Origin of the sequence: Formosa undariae (assembly GCF_042427615.1) — a bacterium.
GTDB classification, from domain to species: domain Bacteria; phylum Bacteroidota; class Bacteroidia; order Flavobacteriales; family Flavobacteriaceae; genus Formosa; species Formosa undariae.
In genome coordinates this window covers 290,998-314,741 of the sequence record NZ_JBHMEZ010000011.1, presented here as the reverse complement: position 1 = coordinate 314,741, position 23,744 = coordinate 290,998, and the positions used below count along the sequence as shown (strand labels likewise).

Genomic DNA, 23,744 nt, shown 5'->3' with positions numbered 1-23,744 from the left:
AGTAAAAAATTAAAATTCATCAGTCACGCATCCTTTTGATGCAGACGATACTGTTTTCGCATATTTATATAACACGCCGCGTTCCGCTTTTAATTTTGGAGCGACCCAATTTGCGCGTCTTTTATCTAATAACTCTTCCGAGATTTCAATATCAATAGTATTATTTTCAGCATCGATAAAGATAATATCTCCATTTTCTACTAATGCAATATTTCCTCCATCTTGAGCCTCTGGCGCAACATGACCAACTACAAAACCATGAGAACCTCCAGAGAAACGTCCGTCGGTAATCATTGCAACGTCTTTTCCTAATCCAGCACCCATAATAGACGATGTAGGCTTTAACATTTCTGGCATTCCTGGAGCTCCTTTCGGACCTTCGTAACGAATAATAATTACATCTCCTTTATTTACCTTACCATTTTTAATGCCCTCATTAACTTCGGTTTCACTATTAAAAACATTAGCTGTTCCTCTAAACGAAAGCCCTTCTTTTCCTGTAATTTTCGCTACAGCACCTTCAGTCGCCAAGTTTCCAAAAAGAATACGGATATGTCCTGTGTCTTTAATTGGCTGATCAAGTGTTTTTATAATATCTTGTCCTTCAATTAAATTAGGAACATCTTTTAAGTTTTCGGCAATAGTCTTTCCTGTTACTGTTAAACAATCGCCGTGAAGCATACCGTTTTCTAACATGTATTTTAATACACCAGGAATACCACCAACACCATGTAAATCTTCCATAGAATATTTACCACTTGGCTTTAAGTCTGCCAATAAAGGTGTGTCGTCACTAATTCTTTTAAAATCTTGTAAAGTGAATTCAATTCTAGCAGCTTTAGCAATTGCTAAAAAGTGAAGTACTGCATTTGTAGAACCTCCTAAAACAGTCACTAATCTAAAGGCATTTTCTAACGAATTTTTAGAGACAATGTCTGAAGGTTTTATATCATTTTCTAATAAATAACGTAAAGCTTCACCCGCCTTAACGCATTCTTTTTCTTTTAATTTATCATCTCCAACAGCTGGTGTGGACGAGTTAAATGGCAACGACATACCTAAAGCCTCGATTGCAGACGCCATAGTATTTGCCGTATACATTCCTCCGCAAGCTCCTGCTCCTGGACATGCTTTATGTACAACTTCTTTAAATTCTGATTCTCCTATAGTTCCAGCAACCTTTTTTCCATAAGCTTCAAAAGCCGAGATAATATCAAGCTTTTCACCTTTATGACAACCCGAAGCAATTGTACCACCATACACTAAAATCGAAGGTCTGTTTAATCTTAACATTCCTATTAAAGCACCAGGCATATTTTTATCACAACCTACAACAGTAACTAAACCATCATAACTCATCCCCTCGACAACAGTCTCCACAGAATCTGCAATAATATCGCGAGACACCAATGAATAACGCATTCCAGGTGTACCGTTAGATATACCGTCACTAATCCCAATGGTGTTAAAAATTAAACCAATTAAATCTGCATTTTGGGTTCCTTTTTTAACATGTGTAGCTAAGTCATTTAAATGCATATTACAAGGGTTCCCTTCGTAACCTGTACTTGCGATACCAATAAATGGTTTCTGCAAATCTTCATCTGTTAATCCGATAGCGTGCAACATCGCTTGAGCGGCAGGCAATGAAGGATCTTGAGTGATCGCGTGACTATACTTTTTTAAATTTTTCATATGTTTTAAAAGCTTTTGCTCTAAATTCTATTCTCTTTGAGAGCTCTAAATTAATTTTTTGTCAATTTTAAACGAATTTGGTCCGACAGGTTTAGACTAAACTCATTCGTTGTATTACATATTTAAATAACTGATCTACAATCACTTAAATACTATTATATATGATGTTCAATGCCTTCTTTTTTTGATAAAAAAATCAACTTTTTTCCAAATAAACGTGGAAATCAAAATTCACTCCCAAAAACGAGTCCTTTTGCAATTAATCACAAGCTAAAATTGATTAATTAAAAACTGATTTAACACAAAAAAGCCTTCCCGAAAAAAGGAAGGCTTTAATTATATTCTTAATACATATTTCCCCCCTTTATCCTCACGAACGAATCACAACGACAGGAATAGAAATATATATTATAAAATTTTTCATATATAACTCAAATATCTTAATTCTTTGAATAGTAACCTATAAAAAACTAAAATATTTGACAATTTTACTATGTATTAGACTCTTGGCAAATCAATTCCTGTTTTAAGAGGTAAATTAGATTCCCCCATCAAGTACTTATCTACATGATATGCAGCTTGTCTTCCTTCTGAAATTGCCCAAACAATTAACGATTGTCCGCGACGCATATCTCCCGCAACAAATACTCCAGGTACGTTAGACATATAATCGTTAGTATCTGCCTTAATATTGGTTCTGAAATCCATATCTAAACCTAATTGTTCTGGAAGTGTTTTTTCAGCACCTGTAAAACCTAAAGCTAATAATGCTAAATCACAATCCCAAGTTTTTTCAGTTCCCGGAAGTTCTTTTAATTGCGGACGCTCGCCTGGCTTAAAGATCCATTCTACCTCAGCAGTTACTAAACCTTTTAAATTTCCATTTTCGTCACCTAAAAATTCTTTAGTTGAAATACTGAAGAAACGTTCTACACCTTCTTTATGAGATGTACTTGTACGTAATTTCATTGGCCAATACGGCCAAGGCTGATGCGCAGGTCTTCCTTCTGATGGCTTATCTAAAATTTCAAAGTTTGTAACCGATGTTGCTCCATGACGATTAGACGTCCCAATACAATCCGATCCCGTATCTCCACCACCAATAACAATGACGTTTTTACCTGTAGCTTTTATCTCGTTTTCGAATGTCTGAGTTCCACTTACACGTTTGTTGTTTTGCTTTAAGAAATCCATAGCCTGAACAACACCGTTTAATTCTGCTCCTGGAATTGGCATACCACGTCTTACCGTTGCTCCACCACATAATACGACGGCATCAAAGTCTTGCTTAAGCTGCTCAGAATCTACATTTTCACCAACATGAGCATTGGTTTTAAACGTAATTCCTTCTTCTTCCATAACTTTTACACGACGGTCGATGATTTGTTTTTCTAATTTAAAATCTGGAATTCCATATCTTAATAAACCACCAACTTTATCGTCTCTTTCAAAAAGCGTTACTAAATGTCCAGCACGATTTAATTGTTGTGCAGCAGCTAAACCTGATGGTCCACCACCAACAACAGCGACCTTTTTACCGGTACGATTTTTTGGAGGATGTGCAACAACCCAACCTTCTTTAAAGGCTGTTTCAACTATTTGTTTTTCAATATTCTCAATAGTTACAGGGTCTTCGTTAATACCTAACACACAAGCTTCTTCGCATGGTGCAGGACATAACCTACCTGTAAACTCTGGAAAATTATTTGTAGAGTGTAAGATTGCCGCAGCTTCTTTCCACCTTCCTTTATATACTTTATCGTTAAAATCTGGAATTAAATTACCAAGTGGGCAACCACTATGACAAAATGGAATTCCGCAATCCATACAACGCGCACCTTGATCCTTCATATGAGGCTCAGATAAAGGAATTGTAAATTCATTATAGTCCTTAATACGATCTTCTACCGGTTCGTACCCTTCAACTTCACGTTTATATTCTAAAAATCCTGTTATTTTTCCCATAATATCTATTGCGTTACAAGGTTTTCTTGTTCTAATTTAATTAAAGCCTGCTTATATTCTTCTGGTAAAACCTTGATAAACTTAGGCAAATATTGTTCCCATTGTTCTAAAATACGTTGTGCTTGCGGACTTAAAGTTGCGTTATAATGATTTGTGATTAACGTTTTTAATAGCGTAATATCTTCTTCTAAAACCACAGGATCTAAGTTAAGGGCTTCAGAATTACAGTTATTAGTAAATGTACCTTTACTATCTAAAATAAAAGCAATTCCACCACTCATACCTGCTCCAAAGTTTCTTCCAACTTCACCAAGTACTACTGCAACACCACCTGTCATGTACTCACAACCGTGATCTCCAATACCTTCAACAACAGCTTGAGCTCCTGAGTTTCTTACACAGAAACGTTCTCCTGCCTTACCGTTTATATAAACCTCTCCAGATGTTGCTCCGTATAAGGTTACGTTTCCAGTAATTACGTTGTCTTCAGGAACAATAGTTGCTCTTTCAGGAACCTTGATAATTACTTTAGCTCCAGATAATCCTTTACCTAAATAATCGTTTGTGTTTCCGTTTACAATCATTGTTAAACCTTTTGTAGCAAATGCTCCAAAACTCTGTCCTGCAGAACCTGTAAAGTTTAAGTTAAGCGTGTTTTCTGGTAAACCTTGAGCCCCGTAAATTTTTGAAATTTCGTTACTAATAACAGCTCCTACTGCACGGTCTATGTTTGTGATTTTAAAATCTAAATATGTTTTCTCCTTACGGAATAGCGCTGGATGCGCTTTATTAATAATTTCGAAATCTAAATGAACATCTAAATTGTGTTCTTGTTTTTCTGTATTATATAATTTCACGAAAGGCTCTGTTTTAACTCTGTGTAAAATTGGAGTTAAGTCGATTCCTGAAGCTTTATAATGTTCGATAGCGTGGTTACGATCTAATTTCTGAGATTGTCCAACCATTTCGTTTATAGTTCTAAATCCTAATTGTGCCATTATTTCACGTAATTCTTGAGCTACAAAATACATGTAGTTTACAACGTGTTCTGGCTTCCCTTTAAATTTCTTTCGTAATTCCGGGTTTTGAGTTGCGATACCTACAGGACATGTATTTAAGTGACATACACGCATCATGATACAACCTGAAGCTACTAATGGCGCCGTTGCGAAACCAAATTCTTCTGCTCCTAATAAACATGCTACAGCAACATCACGACCCGTTTTTAATTGACCATCACATTCTAAAACGATACGGTTTCTTAAATCGTTCATTACTAAAGTCTGTTGTGCTTCAGCAATTCCTAATTCCCATGGTAAACCACAGTGTTTTAAAGAGGTTAATGGAGATGCTCCAGTTCCTCCATCGAAACCTGAAACTAAAATAACATCGGCTTTTGCTTTTGCAACACCAGCTGCTACTGTTCCAACTCCTACTTCAGATACTAATTTTACGTTTATTCTAGCTTCTCTGTTAGCCGATTTTAAATCGTAAATTAATTGAGATAAATCTTCAATTGAATAAATATCGTGATGCGGTGGTGGTGAAATTAATCCTACATAAGGTGTAGAATTACGTGTTTTTGCGATTGAAGGATTCACTTTTGGCCCAGGTAATTGTCCGCCTTCTCCAGGTTTAGCTCCTTGTGCCATTTTAATTTGAATCTCTTTTGCACTCGTCAAGTAATTAGATGTTACTCCAAAACGCCCTGAAGCGACTTGCTTAATTGCACTGTTTTTCCAATCTCCATCAGGATCTTTGTAAAAACGTTCTTGATCTTCTCCTCCTTCACCAGAATTACTTTTTCCACCAATACGGTTCATAGCAATAGCTAAATTCTCGTGTGCTTCTTTACTAATAGACCCGTAAGACATCGCTCCCGTTTTAAAACGTTTTACGATTTCTGTCCAAGGCTCTACTTCTTCTATTGAAATTGGATCGTAGTTTGTAAATTCGAATAAACCACGAATTGTCATTAAATCTTTTGACTGATTATTTACAAGTTCTGCATATTCTTGATACGTAGACTTTTTATTAGTACGTACAGATTCTTGTAATTTAGCAACCGTTAACGGATTAAATAAATGCTTCTCTCCGTTACGTCTCCATCTGTACTGTCCGCCAATTTCTAAATCTAAATTAGCATCTACTTCACGTACTTTATATGCACATTCGTGACGTAAAGAAATTTCTTTTTCTATTTCGTTTAAACCAATACCTTGAATACGTGTTGCCGTTGTTGGAAAATACTTTTCTACAACTTTAGTGTTAATTCCGATACATTCGAAAAGTTGAGAACCACGATAAGAATTTAAAGTAGAAATCCCAATCTTATTCATCACCTTTAAAATTCCTTTTCCAACTGCAATATTATAATTTGCAATTGCTTGTTCGAAATCTAAACCAGTAAGGTCTTGTGCTACTAATTGTTGTTCAACAATTTCGTTAACCATATACGGGTTAATTGCACTTGCTCCATAACCAAATAATAATGCAAAATGGTGTACTTCACGAGGTTCTGCAGACTCAATAATTAAACTAATCTGAGAACGTTTTCCTCGTTTATATAATGCGTGATTAACATAAGAACATGCTAATAATGCAGGAATTGGTGCTTTTACTTTACTTACATTTCTATCGGAAAGGATAATAATATTTGTTCCAGAATCGATAGATTTTTCAGCTGTATTTACAATCTCTTCTAAACGATTTTCAAGACCATTAACTCCTTTAGACACATCATATAAAATTGAAATTGATGTAACTTGGTAGTCTGGACTTTTATCGTGATGTTTAATTTTATCTAAATCTTGCTTAGAAATTACAGGATTCTGAATCTTTAACTTACGACAGTGATATTCATTAATTTCAAAAATGTTAGTATCACTTCCTAGTGTTAAACTAATATCTGTAATTAATTCTTCACGAATACCATCTAAAGGCGGATTCGTTACTTGTGCGAACAACTGCTTAAAGTAATTGTATATTAATTGCGGACGCTCAGACAAAATAGCAATTGGAGTATCACTACCCATAGAACCAATTGGCTCCTTACCACCTTGTGCCATTGGCTTAATAATAGTATTTAAATCTTCTTGAGTATACCCAAAAACACTTTGTCTTACTACTAAATCTTCTTCTTCGTGAGTTACAGGATCCGAACTATAAGGAATATCCTTTAAGTGAATTAAATTTTTATCTAACCACTTTCTATATGGATGCTGAGTCGCAATCTTTTCTTTAATTTCTTCATCGTTAATAATACGACCTTCGTCCATATTAACTAAAAACATTTTTCCTGGCTCTAAACGACCATGGAATTTTATGTTTTCTGGTTCGATATCTACAACCCCTGTTTCTGATGACATAATTACGAAATCATCTTTTGTAACTGTATATCTAGACGGACGTAATCCGTTTCTATCTAATACCGCTCCAATATAACTTCCATCGGTAAACGGAATAGATGCAGGACCATCCCACGGCTCCATTAAACATGAGTTAAATTCGTAGAATGCTTTTTTAGCATCAGACATGGTATTGTTCTTTTCCCATGCTTCTGGCACTAACATCATCATAACTTCCGGTAACGAACGACCAGTCATTAATAACAATTCTACCACCATATCCATAGAAGCCGAATCCGACTTTCCTTTTAATATGGTAGGGATTACACGTTTAATATCGTCTCCAAACCATTCGCTCTCCATGATTTCTTCACGAGAAAACATACGAGACACATTTCCTCTTAGAGTGTTAATCTCACCATTATGACACATATAACGGAAAGGCTGAGCCAAATCCCATGTCGGGAATGTGTTTGTAGAGAAACGCTGGTGCACTAAAGCTAGTTTAGCATCTAAAAGCGGATTCAATAAATCTAAATAATATTCTTTAATATCTTCAGGAACTAACAGTCCCTTATATATAATAGTCTTGGTTGATAAACTTGGGAAGTAAAAATATGAAGATTCAGATAACTTAGAGTTGTAAACAGCATGTTCTGCTATTTTCCTTGCAGAAAACAATTTTAAATTAAATTCAAAATCAGTTTGTTCAGGTTTATTTTTACCAACAAAAACTTGTTTAATAAAAGGTTCACTAGCTGCTGCTATTTTCCCAATTACGTTATTATTAACAGGAGCATTACGCCACCCTATTAATTTAAGTCCTTGTTCTGCAATGCATTTCTCAAACGTATCGATACAAAAATCACGCTGATTCTCTTTCTTTGGCAAAAACATATTACTCACCGCATACTCACCACGAGAAGGCAATTCGAAATCACAATACTTTACAAAGAAGTCATGAGGTATATCTATTAAAATTCCAGCACCATCTCCTGTTTTACCATCAGAACTCACCGCACCTCTATGTTCCAATTTCACTAGAATCTCTAGTGCTTTATGGATAATATCGTTAGATCTACTTCCGGTTAAACTACATATAAATCCCGCCCCACAATTGTCGTGTTCAAATTCTGGCAAATACAGCCCCTGTTTCTTCAACATAATCATTAATATTTTAGTTAATTTTTGCTACTAGCAAGCACTAATATAGCAGTATACTTATAACTGTAATAATAGTGATTAAACTTTTATGACATTATAGGTATACTTAAAGTTTTATTTTCTTATTACAATTAATTAGTGATGTAATTTACGAATTCATTATCGTTTATAAAACACGAAAACGCAACAAATTCAATAATTAGTAAAATTCTTCTTAATACAAAGAGAATTTGAATGCATTTTACTCACAAAATTTTATAAAAACTTAAATTTTTGCCAAAAAAATAATTTTCAAAACCAGCTTTTATTAACAATTATTTAAGATACCCTCATTTTTTAAGGGGTAAAACTGAATTAATCATAAAAATTATGCCTGACCCCCTATTTTTTTGGCGGTGTAAATACTTTTTACATAGATTTGGATCGTTATTAACTCAACAAATCAATATTTAATATGAAAAAAATCTTTACACTAGCACTTCTTTTTGCTACGATTAGCATTTATGCTCAGGACACTACAGTAGAAGTTGAAGAAAAACCAAAATTCAGTATTAGCGGTAGTGTTGACGCATATTTCCAAACGTATCTAACAGCACCAGATGACGCAGGTCAAAATTTCGGAACAGCATTTGCCAAGAAAAGTGGATTTGCTTTAGGGATGGGAAATGTAATTCTTTCTTACGAAGGTGCAAAAACAGGAGCTGTACTTGATCTAGTAGTTGGACCAAGAGGAGAAGAAGCTACTTTTAACAGTAACATCGTTGATGGAATCGTTAATCAAGCATACGTTTACTGGAATGTGTCTGATAAAACAACATTAACATTTGGACGCTGGAATACATTTTTAGGTTACGAAGTTATTGCACCTGCTGCAAACTTTAACTACAGTACGTCTTACCTTTTCTCAAGCGGGCCATTTTCTCACATGGGTTTAAAAGCCGACTTTGCCCTTTCAGAAGATTTAAGCTTAATGTTAGCTGTAACCAACCCTTGGGATGTTAACGACACGTCTGCAACAGGAGAATACGCTTTAGGAGCACAATTAGGATATAAAGGACAATACTTAAACTTATATTACGATAGCGGAAACAATGACGGTTTAGGTTTTGAAGTAGATTACACAGGAGGTTTCGATTTAACAGATGCTTTTTACTTAGGAATCAACGCAGCTTATAACGAAAATGACGGATCTGGTTTCTACGGTACTGCATTATACCCACAGTTTGCAGCTACAGATGATTTTAGCTTAGGATTAAGAGGTGAATTTTACGGAAAATATTTTGACGCCGCTGATGTTGAAGATGAAACCGTAGTTGCATTTACACTTACAGGAAGTTATACAATTGACAACTTAATTATTAAGCCAGAAATCAGAATCGATTCTTGGTCTGACGCTACGCCTTACTTAGATAACGACGGAGAGGCTACAGATAACTTAGCTGCATTTACCATAGCTGCTATCTACGCATTCTAAATAAAAGTGCGAATACTTGAAAAGACAACCACGTCTTAATTTTCACTAACTACTAACCCCTAATATTTTTTATTTATGATGTTATTTTTAAACACAATATCTGCAGTTCAAGATGCAGCCGAAGTGGCCGCAGCCGTTAAAGACGATATGGGCATGCTTTGGATGCTTATCGCAGGTATCTTAGTATTCTTTATGCAAGCAGGATTCTTTTTAGTAGAATCTGGAATGACAGATTCTAAAAACGCAGTAAATATTGCCATGAAAAATTTCTTGGATATTGCTGTAGGATCTTTAGCCTTTTGGTTTATAGGATACTCTTTAATGTACGGTGCAGATGTAACCGAAGGTGGATTTTTTCACTGGAGTGGATTTATATTCTCACAAGGTCCAGCAGATTTATTCTTCCAAACAGTATTCGCTGCAACAACAGCAACTATTGTATCTGGAGCAATTGCAGGGCGTACAAAATATACAACCTATGCTATTTTTAGTATCATATTAACCGCCTTAATTTACCCAATCGCTGGTGGATGGGAATGGAATGGCGGATGGCTAAATGCTGAATGGATGCCAGCAGAATTTATCGATTTCGCAGGTTCTTCTATTGTACATTCTGTAGGAGGATGGGCAGCTTTAGTTGCTGCTTGGATGGTAGGTCCAAGAATAGGAAAATTCCTTAATGGTAAACCTGTAGAAATGCACGGACACAACCAAATGTACGCTACTCTAGGTGTATTTATTCTTTGGTTAGGATGGTTCGGATTTAATGGTGGTTCTCAATTAGCTTGGGGAGGTGACGATTCTGTTGCTGCTTCACAAGTGATTTTAGTAACCAACTTAGCTGCTTCGGCAGGAGCATTAAGTGCTTTATTATTTACTTGGTTTAAAAACGGAAAACCGAATTTATCTATGACATTAAACGGAGCTCTTGCTGGTTTAGTAAGTATTACTGCAGGGTGTGGAAACATGTCTGAAGGTGGCGCTGTTTTAGCGGGATTAATTGGAGGTATCCTTGTGGTATTATCAATTGGTTTTATTGAAAAAACATTAAAAGTAGATGATGCCGTTGGCGCCATTTCTGTACACGGTGTAGCCGGAGTATGGGGAACCTTAGTGATTGGACTTTGGGGAATTGACGGAGATACTGGTATTGGATTATTTAATGGTGGTGGTGCATCTCAATTATTAGCACAAGCCATTGGAGTTTTAGCATATGCTTTCTGGGCAATTGTTTTATCATACATATTCCTTACTATAATCAAGAAAACATGTGGCGGATTAAGAGTAACCGAAGAAGAAGAAATAGCAGGACTTGATATTTCTGAACACGGTTCTATCGCTTACCACGGAAAAAGAACAAGAGAATTTGAATAAAATAATCTTACACTAATAATACTTATCAAGATGCCTTGCGCTAGCAAGGCATCTTTTTAACGTAAAAAACAATTAAAATAAATATAAAATCAAAATTTTATGAATACATTCAAATTAACTAAAATGAAAAACCTTAATTAATTATGAAGAAAATAGAAGCAATCATTAGAAAATCTAAATTCTCTGAAGTAAAAAAAGCACTTCACGGAATCGGTGTTAATTTTTTCGCATACTGGGATGTTACCGGTCTTGGAAACGAAAAAGCTGGACATGTCTATAGAGGTGTTAGCTATAGCACTAGCGACATTCAACGCAGATACCTTTCTGTTGTCGTTAATGATGATTTTGAAGACATTACGATTCAAACTATTCTAAAATCCGCAAAATCAGGAGACGTAGGTGATGGAAAAATATTCGTTTCAGACATTACAGAATGTTACAGAATAAGAACCGGAGAAAAAGGAGGAGAAACTTTAAAATAATTAATCAAAAAACTTAAACATGGAAGTATTAACTATCAATAATGTATGGATGATGATCTGTACAGCCCTAGTCTTCTTTATGCACCTTGGATTTGCATTTTTAGAAATAGGCTTAACACGTCAAAAAAACACACTAAACATACTTTTTAAAAATATTTTTATTATTACTATTGGTCTCTTACTTTATTGCTTAGTTGGATTCAACTTAATGTACCCAGGAGAATTTAATGGGTTTTTCGGATTCGCAGGATTCGGATTAGACTCACCTCTTACCGCCGATGGTGCATTAGATTTAACATATAACGAAGGTTACACATACTGGACAGATTTCTTATTCCAAGGGATGTTTGCAGCAACAGCAGCAACAATTGTTTCTGGAGCCGTAGCCGAACGTATGAAAATTGTACCATTCATGATTTTTGCTATTATATATGTAGGGTTCGTTTACCCAGTAGCAGGATCTTGGAAATGGGGAGGTGGATTCTTAGATGAATTAGGATTTTACGACTTCGCTGGTTCAACTTTAGTGCACTCAGTTGGTGGATGGGCAGCAGTAGTAGCTGTTTGCTTATTAGGTCCACGTATTGGAAAATTCCAAGACGGAAAGCCTCAAGCCATTCCTGGTCACAACATACCTTTAGCTACTGCAGGGGTACTAATCCTTTGGTTAGGTTGGTTCGGATTTAACGGAGGTTCTGTTTTATCTGCAGACCCAGCATTAACTTCATTAACATTAGTGACAACTTGTTTAGCTGCTGCTGCAGGTGGAGTTGTTTGTATGCTTGTATCTACTGCCATGTTTAAAAACTTAGATTTAACTATGTTTCTAAACGGTATTCTTGGAGGATTAGTTGGTATTACTGCCGGAGCAGACCAAATGAGTCCTACAGATGCTATCCTTATTGGATCTGTAGCAGGAGGATTAATTGTATTTGCTGTAAGTTTTATTGATAGATTAAAATTAGACGATCCTGTTGGAGCAATTGCAGTTCACTTAATTTGTGGAATCTGGGGAACTTTAGCTGTTGGTATTTTCGGTAATTTAGCTGGAATGGATCAGTTTATTAGTCAGTTAATTGGAGTGGCTTCTTATGCTGTTTTCTGTATAATCACATCTTTCCTTATTATCTTTACTCTTAAGAAGACAATAGGAATCCGTGTTTCTGAAAAAGAAGAATTAGAAGGATTAGATGCTCACGAACATGGAATGGATGCATATCCAGACTTTAGAATGAACGAACATTAAACATCCGTTTTAATACACTATATAAAGCCTTTAGAATTATTTTTCTAAAGGCTTTTTTAATTTTTAATTTTTATTAACAACATGTTATTTTAATATTCTAATATTATATGTACTTTTGCCTTCTAATAACGAGGAAAGATTTGACTGATTGCAACCTCCATAAAAAATGCTAAAGGACAGTATTTACTTCCTGAGACGTTTTCGTCAAATCCCCTCCATATTTAATAATTTAAATTAGATTATGGCATATTTATTTACCTCCGAAAGTGTGTCTGAAGGACACCCAGACAAAGTTGCAGATCAAATAAGCGACGCTTTAATAGATAATTTCTTAGCATTCGACACAGATTCTAAAGTCGCTTGCGAAACCTTAGTTACTACAGGACAAGTTGTTCTTGCTGGTGAAGTAAAATCTAAAACCTATTTAGATGTTCAAAAAATAGCAAGAGATACCATTAACAAAATTGGTTATACAAAAGGAGAATATATGTTCGATGGAAGTTCTTGTGGTGTATTTTCTGCCATACATGAGCAATCGGACGATATTAGCCGAGGAGTAGACAGAGAAACAAAAGAAGAACAAGGTGCAGGAGATCAAGGAATGATGTTTGGTTACGCAACAAGCGAAACAGAAAATTACATGCCTTTAGCTCTAGACTTATCACATACTTTATTAAAAGAATTAGCTTTATTAAGACGAGAAAATAAGGAGATTACTTATTTACGTCCAGATTCTAAAAGCCAAGTGACTATCGAGTATAGCGACGACAACGTGCCACAACGTATTGACGCTATTGTAATCTCGACACAACACGACGATTTCGCAACAGACGATGTTATGTTAGCTAAAATCCGTGAGGATATCGTTAAGATTTTAATTCCTCGCGTAATCGCAAAATTACCTGAAAGTATTCAAGAGTTATTTAACGACGACATTAAGTACCACATTAATCCAACTGGTAAATTTGTTATTGGTGGACCTCATGGTGACACTGGATTAACTGGTCGTAAAATTATCGTAGATACTTACGGCGGAAAAGGCGCCCATGGTGGAGGTGCTTTCTCAGGAAAGGATCCGAGTAAAGTAGACCGTAGTGCGGCATACGCAACACGTCACATTGCAAAAAACTTAGTTGCTGCTGGTGTATGTGAAGAAATTCTTGTACAAGTATCTTACGCTATTGGTGTTGTAGAACCTATGGGGATTTATGTAAATACTTACGGAACTTGTCCGTTTAATATGACAGATGGAGAAATTGCAAATAAAATTTCTAAAATATTCGATATGCGTCCTAACGAAATAGAAAAACGTTTAAAACTACGTCAACCTATTTATAGCGAAACTGCTGCTTACGGACACATGGGAAGAACACCTGAAACGGTGACTAAGACTTTTACTCAACCAAACGGAGAATCTACAACTTTAGATGTAGAATTATTCACTTGGGAAAAACTAGATTACGTAGACGTAGTAAAAGCTGCATTTAGCTTATAACAGACTACACCTTATTATACAAAGCCATTTTCTTAATTGAAAATGGCTTTTTTTGTTTTCATATCCCTAACGAACGCCCTACTTTTAGAAGACAATAAACACCCCCTATTATGAAAAAAATTTATTTAATATAATATGCACAACTCTAACCTTTCTCTCCTGTAATACCGACGATTGCGAAGATTATAGCTGCTTTACGCCTCCCCCACCATTTCTTTTTGAACTCGTCGATAAAAATTCAGGAGAAAATCTATTCACAAACGGCACATATAGTCCTGAAGATATAAAAATCAACAATTCTTTAGATACTAATACTAAAGCTGAGTTTGAATTTATAGATGAAGACAATTACAATATCATTCAAATTAATTCTATTGGTTGGAAAACCGAGATAGTAAATTTAGAAGTTAAAATTAAAGACGAGATCATATTCAATCTATATATAGATGCTGAACGTAAAGACGAAGACTGCTGTAGCTTTACAAATTACAAGGCGATTGAAGTTCAGAATGCAGAATACACACAAGAAGATCAATTCGATATTTACACCATTCTTGTGCCTTAGAAATATTTAGACATAAAAAAAGCAAGCTATTATAGCTTGCTTTTTTGTGGGGAGAGTAGGATTCGAACCTACGAAGACGTAGTCAGCAGATTTACAGTCTGCCCTCGTTGGCCGCTTGAGTATCTCCCCAAAACCGGTGGCAAATATATAACTTTTTTTAATATTTCAAATAAAAATTAAGCCCTTTTTAAGAACTAAAATATTAAGCCCTGAAAATCAATATTTAAGATTCTAAAATATTTTATTTCAGTTTAGTTTTATTTCAATTAAAGCGAATAAATAGCACGTAAAGTAACATATCTCGGCTGTATGTAGTAATCTGTTGCACTTACAGAAATGTCTGATGTACTACTTTGACTCTGTGTTTTTGTATCTAATAAGTTGGTCGCCTTTAATTCGAATTCCCATTTACTATCTTCATCTTTTCGATACGCTAAAGATGCGTTCCAAAATTCGTAATCGTTTAAAGAACGTTCTTCATTTCTAAAATCGTTATACGTATAATCTGTTTTAAAGGTTAACACTTTCCATATTAAGGCATCAAATTCGACACGAGGAGACGATGTGAAAAACTTAGTACGCGTATCTCCTTGATCACTATCTTGAATACTGTAATTATATCCAATTCCAAAATTCGGTGCATCATTAAAATTAGAACGTAATTCTAACCCATAATTCTGAGTATAGTTTTCGTTTACAGATCTGTTATTTTGAATAAACTGATTAAATTTTGAATAATTAAACTGTGCATTCGCCGACGTTTGAAACTTACCAAAACGTCTCTGAAAACGTCCACTAGCCGAAACAGTTTCATCTGCATAAGCCGAGTTAAAAGGCGAATTAGAACGGATTACACCTTCGAAATTGGTAATATTTCTAATATTATCGATACTCTTATTATAGTTTACATTAGCAAAAACATTGGTATAATTAAACATATTAAAGCTTGAATAAGACAAACGTACCGCATGAGAAATAGCGTTGTCTAATACTTCATTCCCACTAAAGAACGAGTTATAACTATTCATAACCAACCCGCCTGCTAATTGTGTAACATCCGTAAATTGCGTTTGCATACTATAATTTAAAACTAGACGCTCCGTTTTTTTAAACTGAAGTCGAACATCCATATCTGGTAGAATTTTAAAGAAATCATCCTGAAACTCTTCACCAAATTGCTCATTATTGCTACTATAAGAATGTACCGATGCACCTGGTGTAAAAGTAAATATACCAGTCTTTAAGGTATAATGTAGTCCGACATATAAATCAGAAAAGGAATATTGAATATTATTTTCAGACAAACCATCGTTAATCGTTGGTGTAGGATCAAAAACCGAATCATCGTCTAATAACTGAAAGATATTAGAATTAAATTTTTGATGACTATATATCGTTCCTACGGTTACATTTAAATTACTTTTTGCATTCAAGATATTAAAGTAATCCACTTTCGCATCTACTTGATTTGATTTTACACGCTTATCTTGATTAACATTATAATCTATTTGCTGATCGTTTAAACCTAAAGCATCACCCGTAGTTTCGTAAGTCGTTTTGTTCTCTATAATGGCATTATAGAAAGGGTCTTCGTCTTGCCACAAATGTTGTATTTCTGTAGAAAAGATATGCTTTTCGTCTAAAGTATAGTAGTAATTAAAATTTTGATTAATACTAAACGGACTAGAAGACTCGTACTGCATTGTGTTTCCTAGTATTGAAGATATTTCAAACTGATCTTGAGATTCTTTAGATATTCTCGCCATCACATCGTAATCCAATTGGTTATCGGTATTTGGCTTATAGCCCACACTAAGTTTTAACATTCCTAAATCGCTACGCTGTTTCGTTTTACTCTCGGTAACCTCATCTGGAACGCCTAAATCCGTATTCGTATAAGTAATACTATTATTTATCTGCATGCCAATTCTGCTACTAGAGAAAATACCAAAACCACTAAGATCTAAGGCTTCATTTGGCGAATAGCTAAAATTAGCTGCTCCAAATTTTGTAACAATATCCTGTGCTCTATTATTCTGAAGTGATAAAAAACCTAAACTATTACTTCCCAAATCAATATTTGTACCACTCGATCTGCTTGGTGATTTAAATCCGCCTGTAAAGTTGAAATAATCTCGTCTCGAGAAAGCGATTTCTCCAATATTATTTAAATCTCCAATTAGATTAATACTGTATTTAGGACTGTAATAAAATAACTTCGGCTGAAAAATATACAAACCATTCTCATCGGCTATTCCAGAACCTCCTGTAATATCTCCAAACCAGAAATTCTTTTTCCCCTCTTTTAATCGGATGTTTATCGCCACATTTTCAGAATTATTGGTAACACCACTTAACTGCCCAACCTCTGCAAAATTCTTTAATACTTCAATTTTATCTATTGCATTAGATGGGATATTTTTTGTTGCTAATTTAGAATCACCATCGAAAAAATCTTTGCCATCGACCATGACCTTACTCACTACATTACCTTCCACTTCAATTTCGCCATCATCATTTATCTCGACACCAGGCAATTTTTTAAGAACATCTTCTAATTTTCGTTCTGTACCGTTTTTAAAAGAATCGGCATTATATATAATAGTATCTCCTTTAACAGTAACTGGCATTTCATAAATCAACTCTATCTCGTCTAATGTATTATCGCCATACATAACAAAGGTTTTGTAAATATTTTTATCGGTTGTTTCTACAGCTAATTGTTCTGTTCTCATTCCAATATAACTAACCTGTACATTGTAATTTGAGTTTTTAGAAATCGATAATTTATACACCCCATTAGGATCTGTAATCCCATAAGATTCTAATGCTTGGGTCTCTGTATTTATAGCTATAATATTGGCTAACTCTAACGGGTTTCCTATACTATCTTTAACAATTCCTTCCAATTTTAATTGCCCGAAACTTAAGTTTACAGCAAATAGCAATACTATTACTAATCCTTTTTTCATTATCTAATTTATATCTTCTTAAATTTAAATATTAACGTCTACCTCCACCACCTGGACGACGATTACCACCTATCTCACGCATTTCTTCTATCTTCTTCTTCACAATTTCATCGTACTCTGCTTGTGTAACCTCTTTCCCTTTTTTAGGCACTTTAATTTCGTAGTTTTCTTTAGGATTTAGAATAATTTTAGAACATAAAATAGTCGTTTTATCAGCACTAATTTCTAATATCAATCCTGGTAATCCCCAATAATCTCCAGGCCCTTGGTTCACCGGAATTTGCGGCGTATACCAAGCCGTTACCAAGATTTCTTTAGGCTTATCGTTTTCTTCCTTATTTTTCTCTGCACCGTCTTCTTTTCTAGGACCTCCAAAACTAGTTATGTCTGCTGCACTAGCTAATTTAACAGCTGTTGCCTTAAAAGCGGTATACTGACCAATTTGCTTAGATTCGTTTTCCATTTTCCAAACTAACTTTGGTAAACTATCTTTTATAAGAAACTGCTTTCCAAAAAACTCTTGATCTACAATAACCTCATTTGTTTTAATATTTTTATACTTCGCTCCAGCAGACATATCCAATCCTCTAAATCCTCTACCACCAGATGTTGGAGACTCTAATTTTTCTTCTTCCTTATAAATAGACTCGGAACGGTTAAACGATAATACGTACGTCTTTTCAAACATAGACTTCAGACGTTCTTGGAACCTTTTTTTCTGCTCTTCACTCATCTGCCTGTCTCCAAAATCCGGCATTTCTGCTGACGTTTTTGAATCGTAAACAGCTTGTCCTTGAAAATCTGCTTGAGCAAATAATTGCATTGAAAAAACAGTGCATAAACACACTAAGATCATTCTAAAAAATTGTGATTTCATATCTAATTGTAATTATTCCGGGTTAATATGTTATTCTAAGACTTACCTTTTTACTATTCGTTTAATGAATTAGTCCTCTTTTTTTTTATTTATTATTTTAAAATCAATTGTAAAAGATACATACCGAAGAATTTCATGAAATAAACACTCTAATTTTGTACTTTTCAATTATGAAATTCATAAGCTACGTTTTCCTATTTACAACGCTATATTTACATAGCCAACCTTCCATTCAAGCTTCTTTAAAAAAATCTGAACAACTTAAGGTGTCTTCTTTTATAGATGCAGATGCTTTAGAAACGACATATTATATTAATCGTAATGAATTTTCTAAACAAACTACCGAACAAACTTTACATTATACCAATCTTCAGTTAGGCACAATACACACGGTTAATACTTTTAATCCGTTGCGTTTGAATTTGTTTTATCAGAATTTTAATACCATTATCATTTTAGATAATCGCTTGGCTGAAATTTTCAAAATAGACTTCAATACTATCGCACCGTACAGAAATCCATCACATATTTCTACCGGATACGACACGACCTTGTGGTTATTTAACGACAACACACAACAATTAGAGCTTTTCGACTATAAAACAAATACTTTAAGAGCGTCTACAACACCTATAAATTCTGAAGTTTTAGATATTACAAGCAATTATAACTGGTGTTGGTTACTCACTAAAGCGTATATCTATCAATTTAATTACGTCGGCTCTTTGATTCAAAAAATTAAAAATGAAGGCTTTACCAAATTAGATGAAAGCAACGAGAATTTAGTACTTCAGAAAAAAGATGAATTATTCTATCTTAAGAAAGGGACCACACACTTCGTTAAAATAGAGCTACCTGATTTATTAATAAAACAGTTTTTGCTTACCAATGAAACCTTGTATATTTACGACCTGAAAACTCTGAATCAATTCCATTTAAAAACACTCTAAATTATGCATGTAGCAATTGCCGGAAATATTGGCGCTGGAAAAACAACGCTAACCAAATTACTTGCTAAACATTTTAAATGGGAAGCCCAATTAGAAGATGTTGTAGACAACCCGTATTTAGACGATTTTTATAATCAGATGGAACGCTGGAGTTTTAATCTGCAAGTGTACTTTTTAAATAGCCGTTTTAGACAAGTACTTCAGATTAGAGAAAGCGGAAAAGATATTGTTCAAGACCGCACGATTTATGAAGATGCTCATATTTTCGCCCCTAACTTACATGCTATGGGTTTAATGACGAATCGTGATTTTGAGAATTACCGCTCACTTTTCGATTTAATGGAATCTGTTGTTCAAGGTCCTGATTTATTAATTTATTTAAGAAGTTCTATTCCTAATTTAGTAGGACAAATCCAAAAACGTGGTCGTGATTACGAAAACTCGATAAGTATTGATTACTTAAGTCGATTAAACGAACGTTACGAAGCTTGGATTCATGGTTATAACAAAGGGAAACTTTTAATAATTGATGTAGACAATTTAGATTTTGTAGATAACCCAGAAGATTTAGGTTATGTAATTAACAGAATTGATGCTGAAATAAACGGTTTATTCTAGAGTATTACTGAATAAACCCACTTTCTCTAGCATGGTCTATAGCTTCCTTGCTAGAATTCACTAATAAAGCCGGAGTTGTTTTATACGCGTCAAAGATCCCTTTTACGCGTAGCATTTTTTCTTTGTGATCTACAGATCTTAAATAAATAGCTAAAATACGTTTAGGAAATAATTCTGCAATTTCTATATAAATATCGGCGTCGTGTTCGCCACTATCCCCAATAAGAATAAAGTTTAATTCGGGATACATTTTAAGAATATTTATAATTTCCTTTTGTTTTTCAGGCTTCTCACTTGCTTTTTTTCTTTTGAAAATACTATTCATACTCCGTAAGAGAATTGGTCCTTTAGGAAAATCATTAGTCTTTAGAAAAAATTTTAAGTAACGGTATAAATTCCAGGGACTATGACTCACATAAAAAATAGGATTTGCATTTACTCCAGAACTTCCCTTATGTAACATATGATAAAATTCTGCTGCACCTTCTAAAGGAATCCGTTTAAAAGCACCTTTAAAAAAGGTATTTATAAGCACCCTCCATTTTAAAAATGAAGCAACACCTGTGTGTATTATAGTATCGTCTATATCGCTAATTACTCCAAAAGCAACAGACTTAGAAGGAATTAAAATTTCTGCGGGGAACCGATTGTCGTTGGTAATTTTTCGCTTAATATTTACATCACTATAAGATGCTACAATTTGCAACCAACCTTCATCATTAGTTAAATCCTGTAGATTTTCAAATTTTTCTTCCGATTTAAAATAACCATGAGCATCGGTTTTCACCTTTACCACCTTATCATTTGGTAGACGTAAATTCAGCTCGATATTTTTAACCTCATCACTTTCAAATCGTTTATATGTATTTATTAAAAGTTTAAACAATCCTTTTTGCTGCAAATCTATGGTTTCATCTTCCAAAGCTCTACCACGCAAATAAAAATGCGTATTGGTTCCATAGCTCTGAAATGCAATAATTTGTAACGGATCTTTTTTAAACATACATAATTTTAAAACTGACTGTAAAAATACCGGATTATTACCGAACCTTAAATTATAATTCATTAAAAAACCGTCTAAAAAGTACTTTCTAGACGGTTTAATGAGAACTAAATTAATTTTCTATTTTTTACGAACGAATTGATTTACATCTTCACCTTCATAAATTATTGTTTCTACAACTTCTTTACCATTTACGGTTTTAATAGTAGTCACTTCTGCAATTTTTTCTCCAGTTTCGTCAATACTTATCTCAACCTCTTTTCTAATTTCTTGAATCATTTCAGTTTGAGCGCCTATATTACTTTCATTGTAATCTGTAAGTTTATCTGCTGATAAAGCGATACTTGGTGCGATAACTAAAGCCACAACCGACATTAATTTCAATAAAATATTTAAAGAAGGTCCTGAAGTATCTTTAAATGGATCTCCAACAGTATCTCCTACAACTGCAGCTTTATGTGCATCTGTACCTTTTCTACCTTGTTCTTCTATTGTTTTTTTAGCATTATCCCATGCACCACCAGCGTTAGATTGGAAAATAGCCATTAACACACCACACGATGTAACTCCGGCAAGTAATCCTCCTAACATTTCTGCACCACCAATAAAACCAACAGCAACAGGTACTGCAATAGCTAATAATCCTGGTAATACCATTTCTCTAATCGATGCTTTAGTTGAAATATCGATACATTTTCCATAATCTGCAACACCATCTGCTTTATCGAAAATAGCACGATCTTCTACAGATGCTTTAGTCATATCTGAATCATACTTACGCATTACTACTAAAGCCGCTTTTAATTCAGGAATATCTCTAAACTGACGACGTACTTCTTCGATCATTGCCATAGCAGCACGACCAACAGCATTCATCGATAACGCAGAGAATACAAAAGGTAACATAGCTCCTACTAAAAGTCCTGCCATAATACTTGGGTGAGACACGTCGATAGCTGTTACATTTGCTGTTTTCATAAAGGCTGCAAAAAGCGCTAAAGCCGTTAAGGCGGCAGAAGCAATAGCAAATCCTTTTCCTACAGCTGCAGTTGTATTACCAACAGCATCTAGTTTATCGGTACGTTCACGTACTTCTTTTGGTAATTCTGCCATTTCTGCAATACCTCCAGCATTATCACAAATAGGTCCATAAGCATCTACAGCCAATTGAATTCCTGTATTTGCCAACATTCCTACTGCCGCGATAGCGATACCATATAAACCTGCACAATAATGAGATACCATAATTGCTGCTGCAATTAATAAAATCGGAATTGCTGTAGACATCATCCCAACACCTAAACCTGCAATAATATTTGTAGCCGATCCTGTTTCAGATTGTTTTACAATAGACATTACTGGTTTTTTACCAGTTGCTGTATAATATTCGGTTATTTTTCCAACTCCTAAACCAGCTATTAAACCAGCAACAGTTGCTCCGAAAACCCCCATAGATCCGAATGGTAAACCTTCAATAGATTCTGGGATTAAAGCTTTAATTATAAAATAAGACGCGACAACCATTAAACCTGCAGAACCAAATTCTCCAATATTTAATGCTGTTTGTGGATTTCCACCATCTTTTACTTTTACGAAGAATGTTCCTAAAATAGACATTACAATACCAACAGCTCCTAGAACTAAAGGTAAATACACGGCTCCTAAACCATCGAATTCAGGTGTTAAAATAAAAGCACCTAACACCATAGTACCAATAATAGAACCAACATACGATTCGAATAAATCGGCTCCCATACCTGCTACATCTCCAACATTGTCTCCAACGTTATCTGCTATAGTTGCAGGGTTTAATGGGTGATCTTCAGGAATACCTGCTTCCACTTTCCCTACTAAATCGGCACCAACATCGGCTGCTTTAGTATAAATACCTCCACCAACACGGGCGAATAAGGCTATAGAAGATGCTCCCAAAGAAAATCCTGAAAGCACATTTAATACCATAGATAAGTTTTCTGCACCTGGCCACATGCTCTGATACAGCATAAATAACCCACTTAAACCTAAAATACCTAAACCAACAACACCTAAGCCCATTACTGCACCTCCGGCAAAAGCAACTTCTAAAGCCCTGCCTAATGATGTTCTTGCTGCTTGTGTTGTTCTAACATTGGCTTTGGTTGCGACTTTCATCCCAATGAATCCTGCTAAGGCAGAACAAATAGCACCTACAACAAAAGATAAGGCTACAATTCCACTAGATCCAACCTCAGAAACACCTTTAAAATATAGCAGAACTGCTACAGCAGCCACAAAAATGGCTAAAACTTTATATTCTGCTTTTAAAAATGCCATAGCACCATCTGCTATGTTTTTGGCAATACGTGACATTTTTTCGTCACCTACTTCCTGTTTAGATACCCAACCACTTTTTAGGAAAACAAAGACTAATGCGAGAATCCCAAAGAGTGGTAAAAATTTTACTAAATATTCCATATTTCAATGATAATTTATAAAAGTTAGTTAATTATGTAACTATAAAAATACCTAAATAAAGAA

At 34.7% G+C, this 23,744-nt stretch carries 14 protein-coding genes and 1 tRNA gene; 7 read left to right on the top strand and 8 right to left on the bottom strand.

Going from position 1 to position 23,744, the window contains the following annotated elements; all coding sequences use genetic code 11:
* Window positions 1-9 precede the first annotated feature (9 nt).
* The 3 genes from ilvD to gltB all read right to left on the bottom strand — a co-directional run bounded on the left by ilvD (window position 10) and on the right by gltB (window position 8,171).
* Window positions 10-1,695 carry a dihydroxy-acid dehydratase gene (ilvD, locus tag ACFFVB_RS09955; protein WP_382382567.1) on the bottom strand — a complete coding sequence of 562 codons (1,686 nt, stop codon included), beginning with the start codon at window positions 1,693-1,695 and terminating at the stop codon, window positions 10-12.
* A gap of 498 nt (window positions 1,696-2,193) precedes the next feature.
* Window positions 2,194-3,660, bottom strand: coding sequence for a glutamate synthase subunit beta (locus ACFFVB_RS09950; protein ID WP_382382566.1), 1,467 nt, complete (start codon window positions 3,658-3,660; stop codon window positions 2,194-2,196).
* Window positions 3,661-3,665: 5 nt separating this feature from the next.
* Window positions 3,666-8,171: a glutamate synthase large subunit gene (gltB, locus tag ACFFVB_RS09945; RefSeq protein WP_382382565.1), complete on the bottom strand. Its 4,506-nt coding sequence runs from the start codon at window positions 8,169-8,171 to the stop codon at window positions 3,666-3,668.
* Between the two features lie 454 nt (window positions 8,172-8,625).
* Here gltB and ACFFVB_RS09940 point away from each other — a divergent pair, with 454 nt between their 5' ends.
* From ACFFVB_RS09940 to metK, 5 genes are all read left to right on the top strand, one after another.
* Window positions 8,626-9,645, top strand: coding sequence for an outer membrane beta-barrel protein (locus ACFFVB_RS09940; RefSeq protein ID WP_382382564.1), 1,020 nt, complete (start codon window positions 8,626-8,628; stop codon window positions 9,643-9,645).
* Window positions 9,646-9,723: 78 nt separating this feature from the next.
* Window positions 9,724-11,019, top strand: coding sequence for an ammonium transporter (locus ACFFVB_RS09935; protein WP_382382786.1), 1,296 nt, complete (start codon window positions 9,724-9,726; stop codon window positions 11,017-11,019).
* Window positions 11,020-11,162: 143 nt separating this feature from the next.
* Entirely contained in the window at window positions 11,163-11,501 is a 339-nt protein-coding gene (locus ACFFVB_RS09930; RefSeq protein ID WP_382382563.1) for a P-II family nitrogen regulator, read from the top strand.
* Window positions 11,502-11,520: 19 nt separating this feature from the next.
* Window positions 11,521-12,747, top strand: coding sequence for an ammonium transporter (locus ACFFVB_RS09925; RefSeq protein WP_382382562.1), 1,227 nt, complete (start codon window positions 11,521-11,523; stop codon window positions 12,745-12,747).
* Window positions 12,748-12,988: 241 nt separating this feature from the next.
* Entirely contained in the window at window positions 12,989-14,242 is a 1,254-nt protein-coding gene (gene metK, locus ACFFVB_RS09920; RefSeq protein WP_382382561.1) for a methionine adenosyltransferase, read from the top strand.
* A gap of 612 nt (window positions 14,243-14,854) precedes the next feature.
* Here the strand turns inward: metK and ACFFVB_RS09915 are convergent.
* The 3 genes from ACFFVB_RS09915 to ACFFVB_RS09905 form a co-directional block, all read right to left on the bottom strand.
* Window positions 14,855-14,936 (bottom strand) — tRNA-Tyr (locus tag ACFFVB_RS09915).
* A gap of 137 nt (window positions 14,937-15,073) precedes the next feature.
* Entirely contained in the window at window positions 15,074-17,779 is a 2,706-nt protein-coding gene (locus ACFFVB_RS09910) for a carboxypeptidase regulatory-like domain-containing protein (protein WP_382382560.1), read from the bottom strand.
* A gap of 31 nt (window positions 17,780-17,810) precedes the next feature.
* The gene (locus ACFFVB_RS09905) at window positions 17,811-18,656 is read right to left on the bottom strand and encodes a GLPGLI family protein (RefSeq protein WP_382382559.1); all 846 of its coding nucleotides are present in this window, start codon (window positions 18,654-18,656) and stop codon (window positions 17,811-17,813) included.
* Window positions 18,657-18,826: 170 nt separating this feature from the next.
* On the opposite strand from ACFFVB_RS09905, the gene ACFFVB_RS09900 reads away from it, so the two are divergent.
* Window positions 18,827-19,606, top strand: coding sequence for a hypothetical protein (locus ACFFVB_RS09900; RefSeq protein WP_382382558.1), 780 nt, complete (start codon window positions 18,827-18,829; stop codon window positions 19,604-19,606).
* 3 nt (window positions 19,607-19,609) lie between these two features.
* Window positions 19,610-20,224, top strand: a complete 615-nt coding sequence (locus tag ACFFVB_RS09895) for a deoxynucleoside kinase (RefSeq protein WP_382382557.1) — start codon at window positions 19,610-19,612, stop codon at window positions 20,222-20,224.
* A gap of 4 nt (window positions 20,225-20,228) precedes the next feature.
* On the opposite strand, the gene ACFFVB_RS09890 is transcribed toward ACFFVB_RS09895, so the two are convergent.
* Both ACFFVB_RS09890 and ACFFVB_RS09885 read right to left on the bottom strand, forming a co-directional pair.
* Window positions 20,229-21,227, bottom strand: coding sequence for an App1 family protein phosphatidate phosphatase (locus tag ACFFVB_RS09890; protein ID WP_382382556.1), 999 nt, complete (start codon window positions 21,225-21,227; stop codon window positions 20,229-20,231).
* 120 nt (window positions 21,228-21,347) lie between these two features.
* The gene (locus ACFFVB_RS09885; RefSeq protein WP_382382555.1) at window positions 21,348-23,681 is read right to left on the bottom strand and encodes a sodium-translocating pyrophosphatase; all 2,334 of its coding nucleotides are present in this window, start codon (window positions 23,679-23,681) and stop codon (window positions 21,348-21,350) included.
* Window positions 23,682-23,744 lie beyond the last annotated feature (63 nt).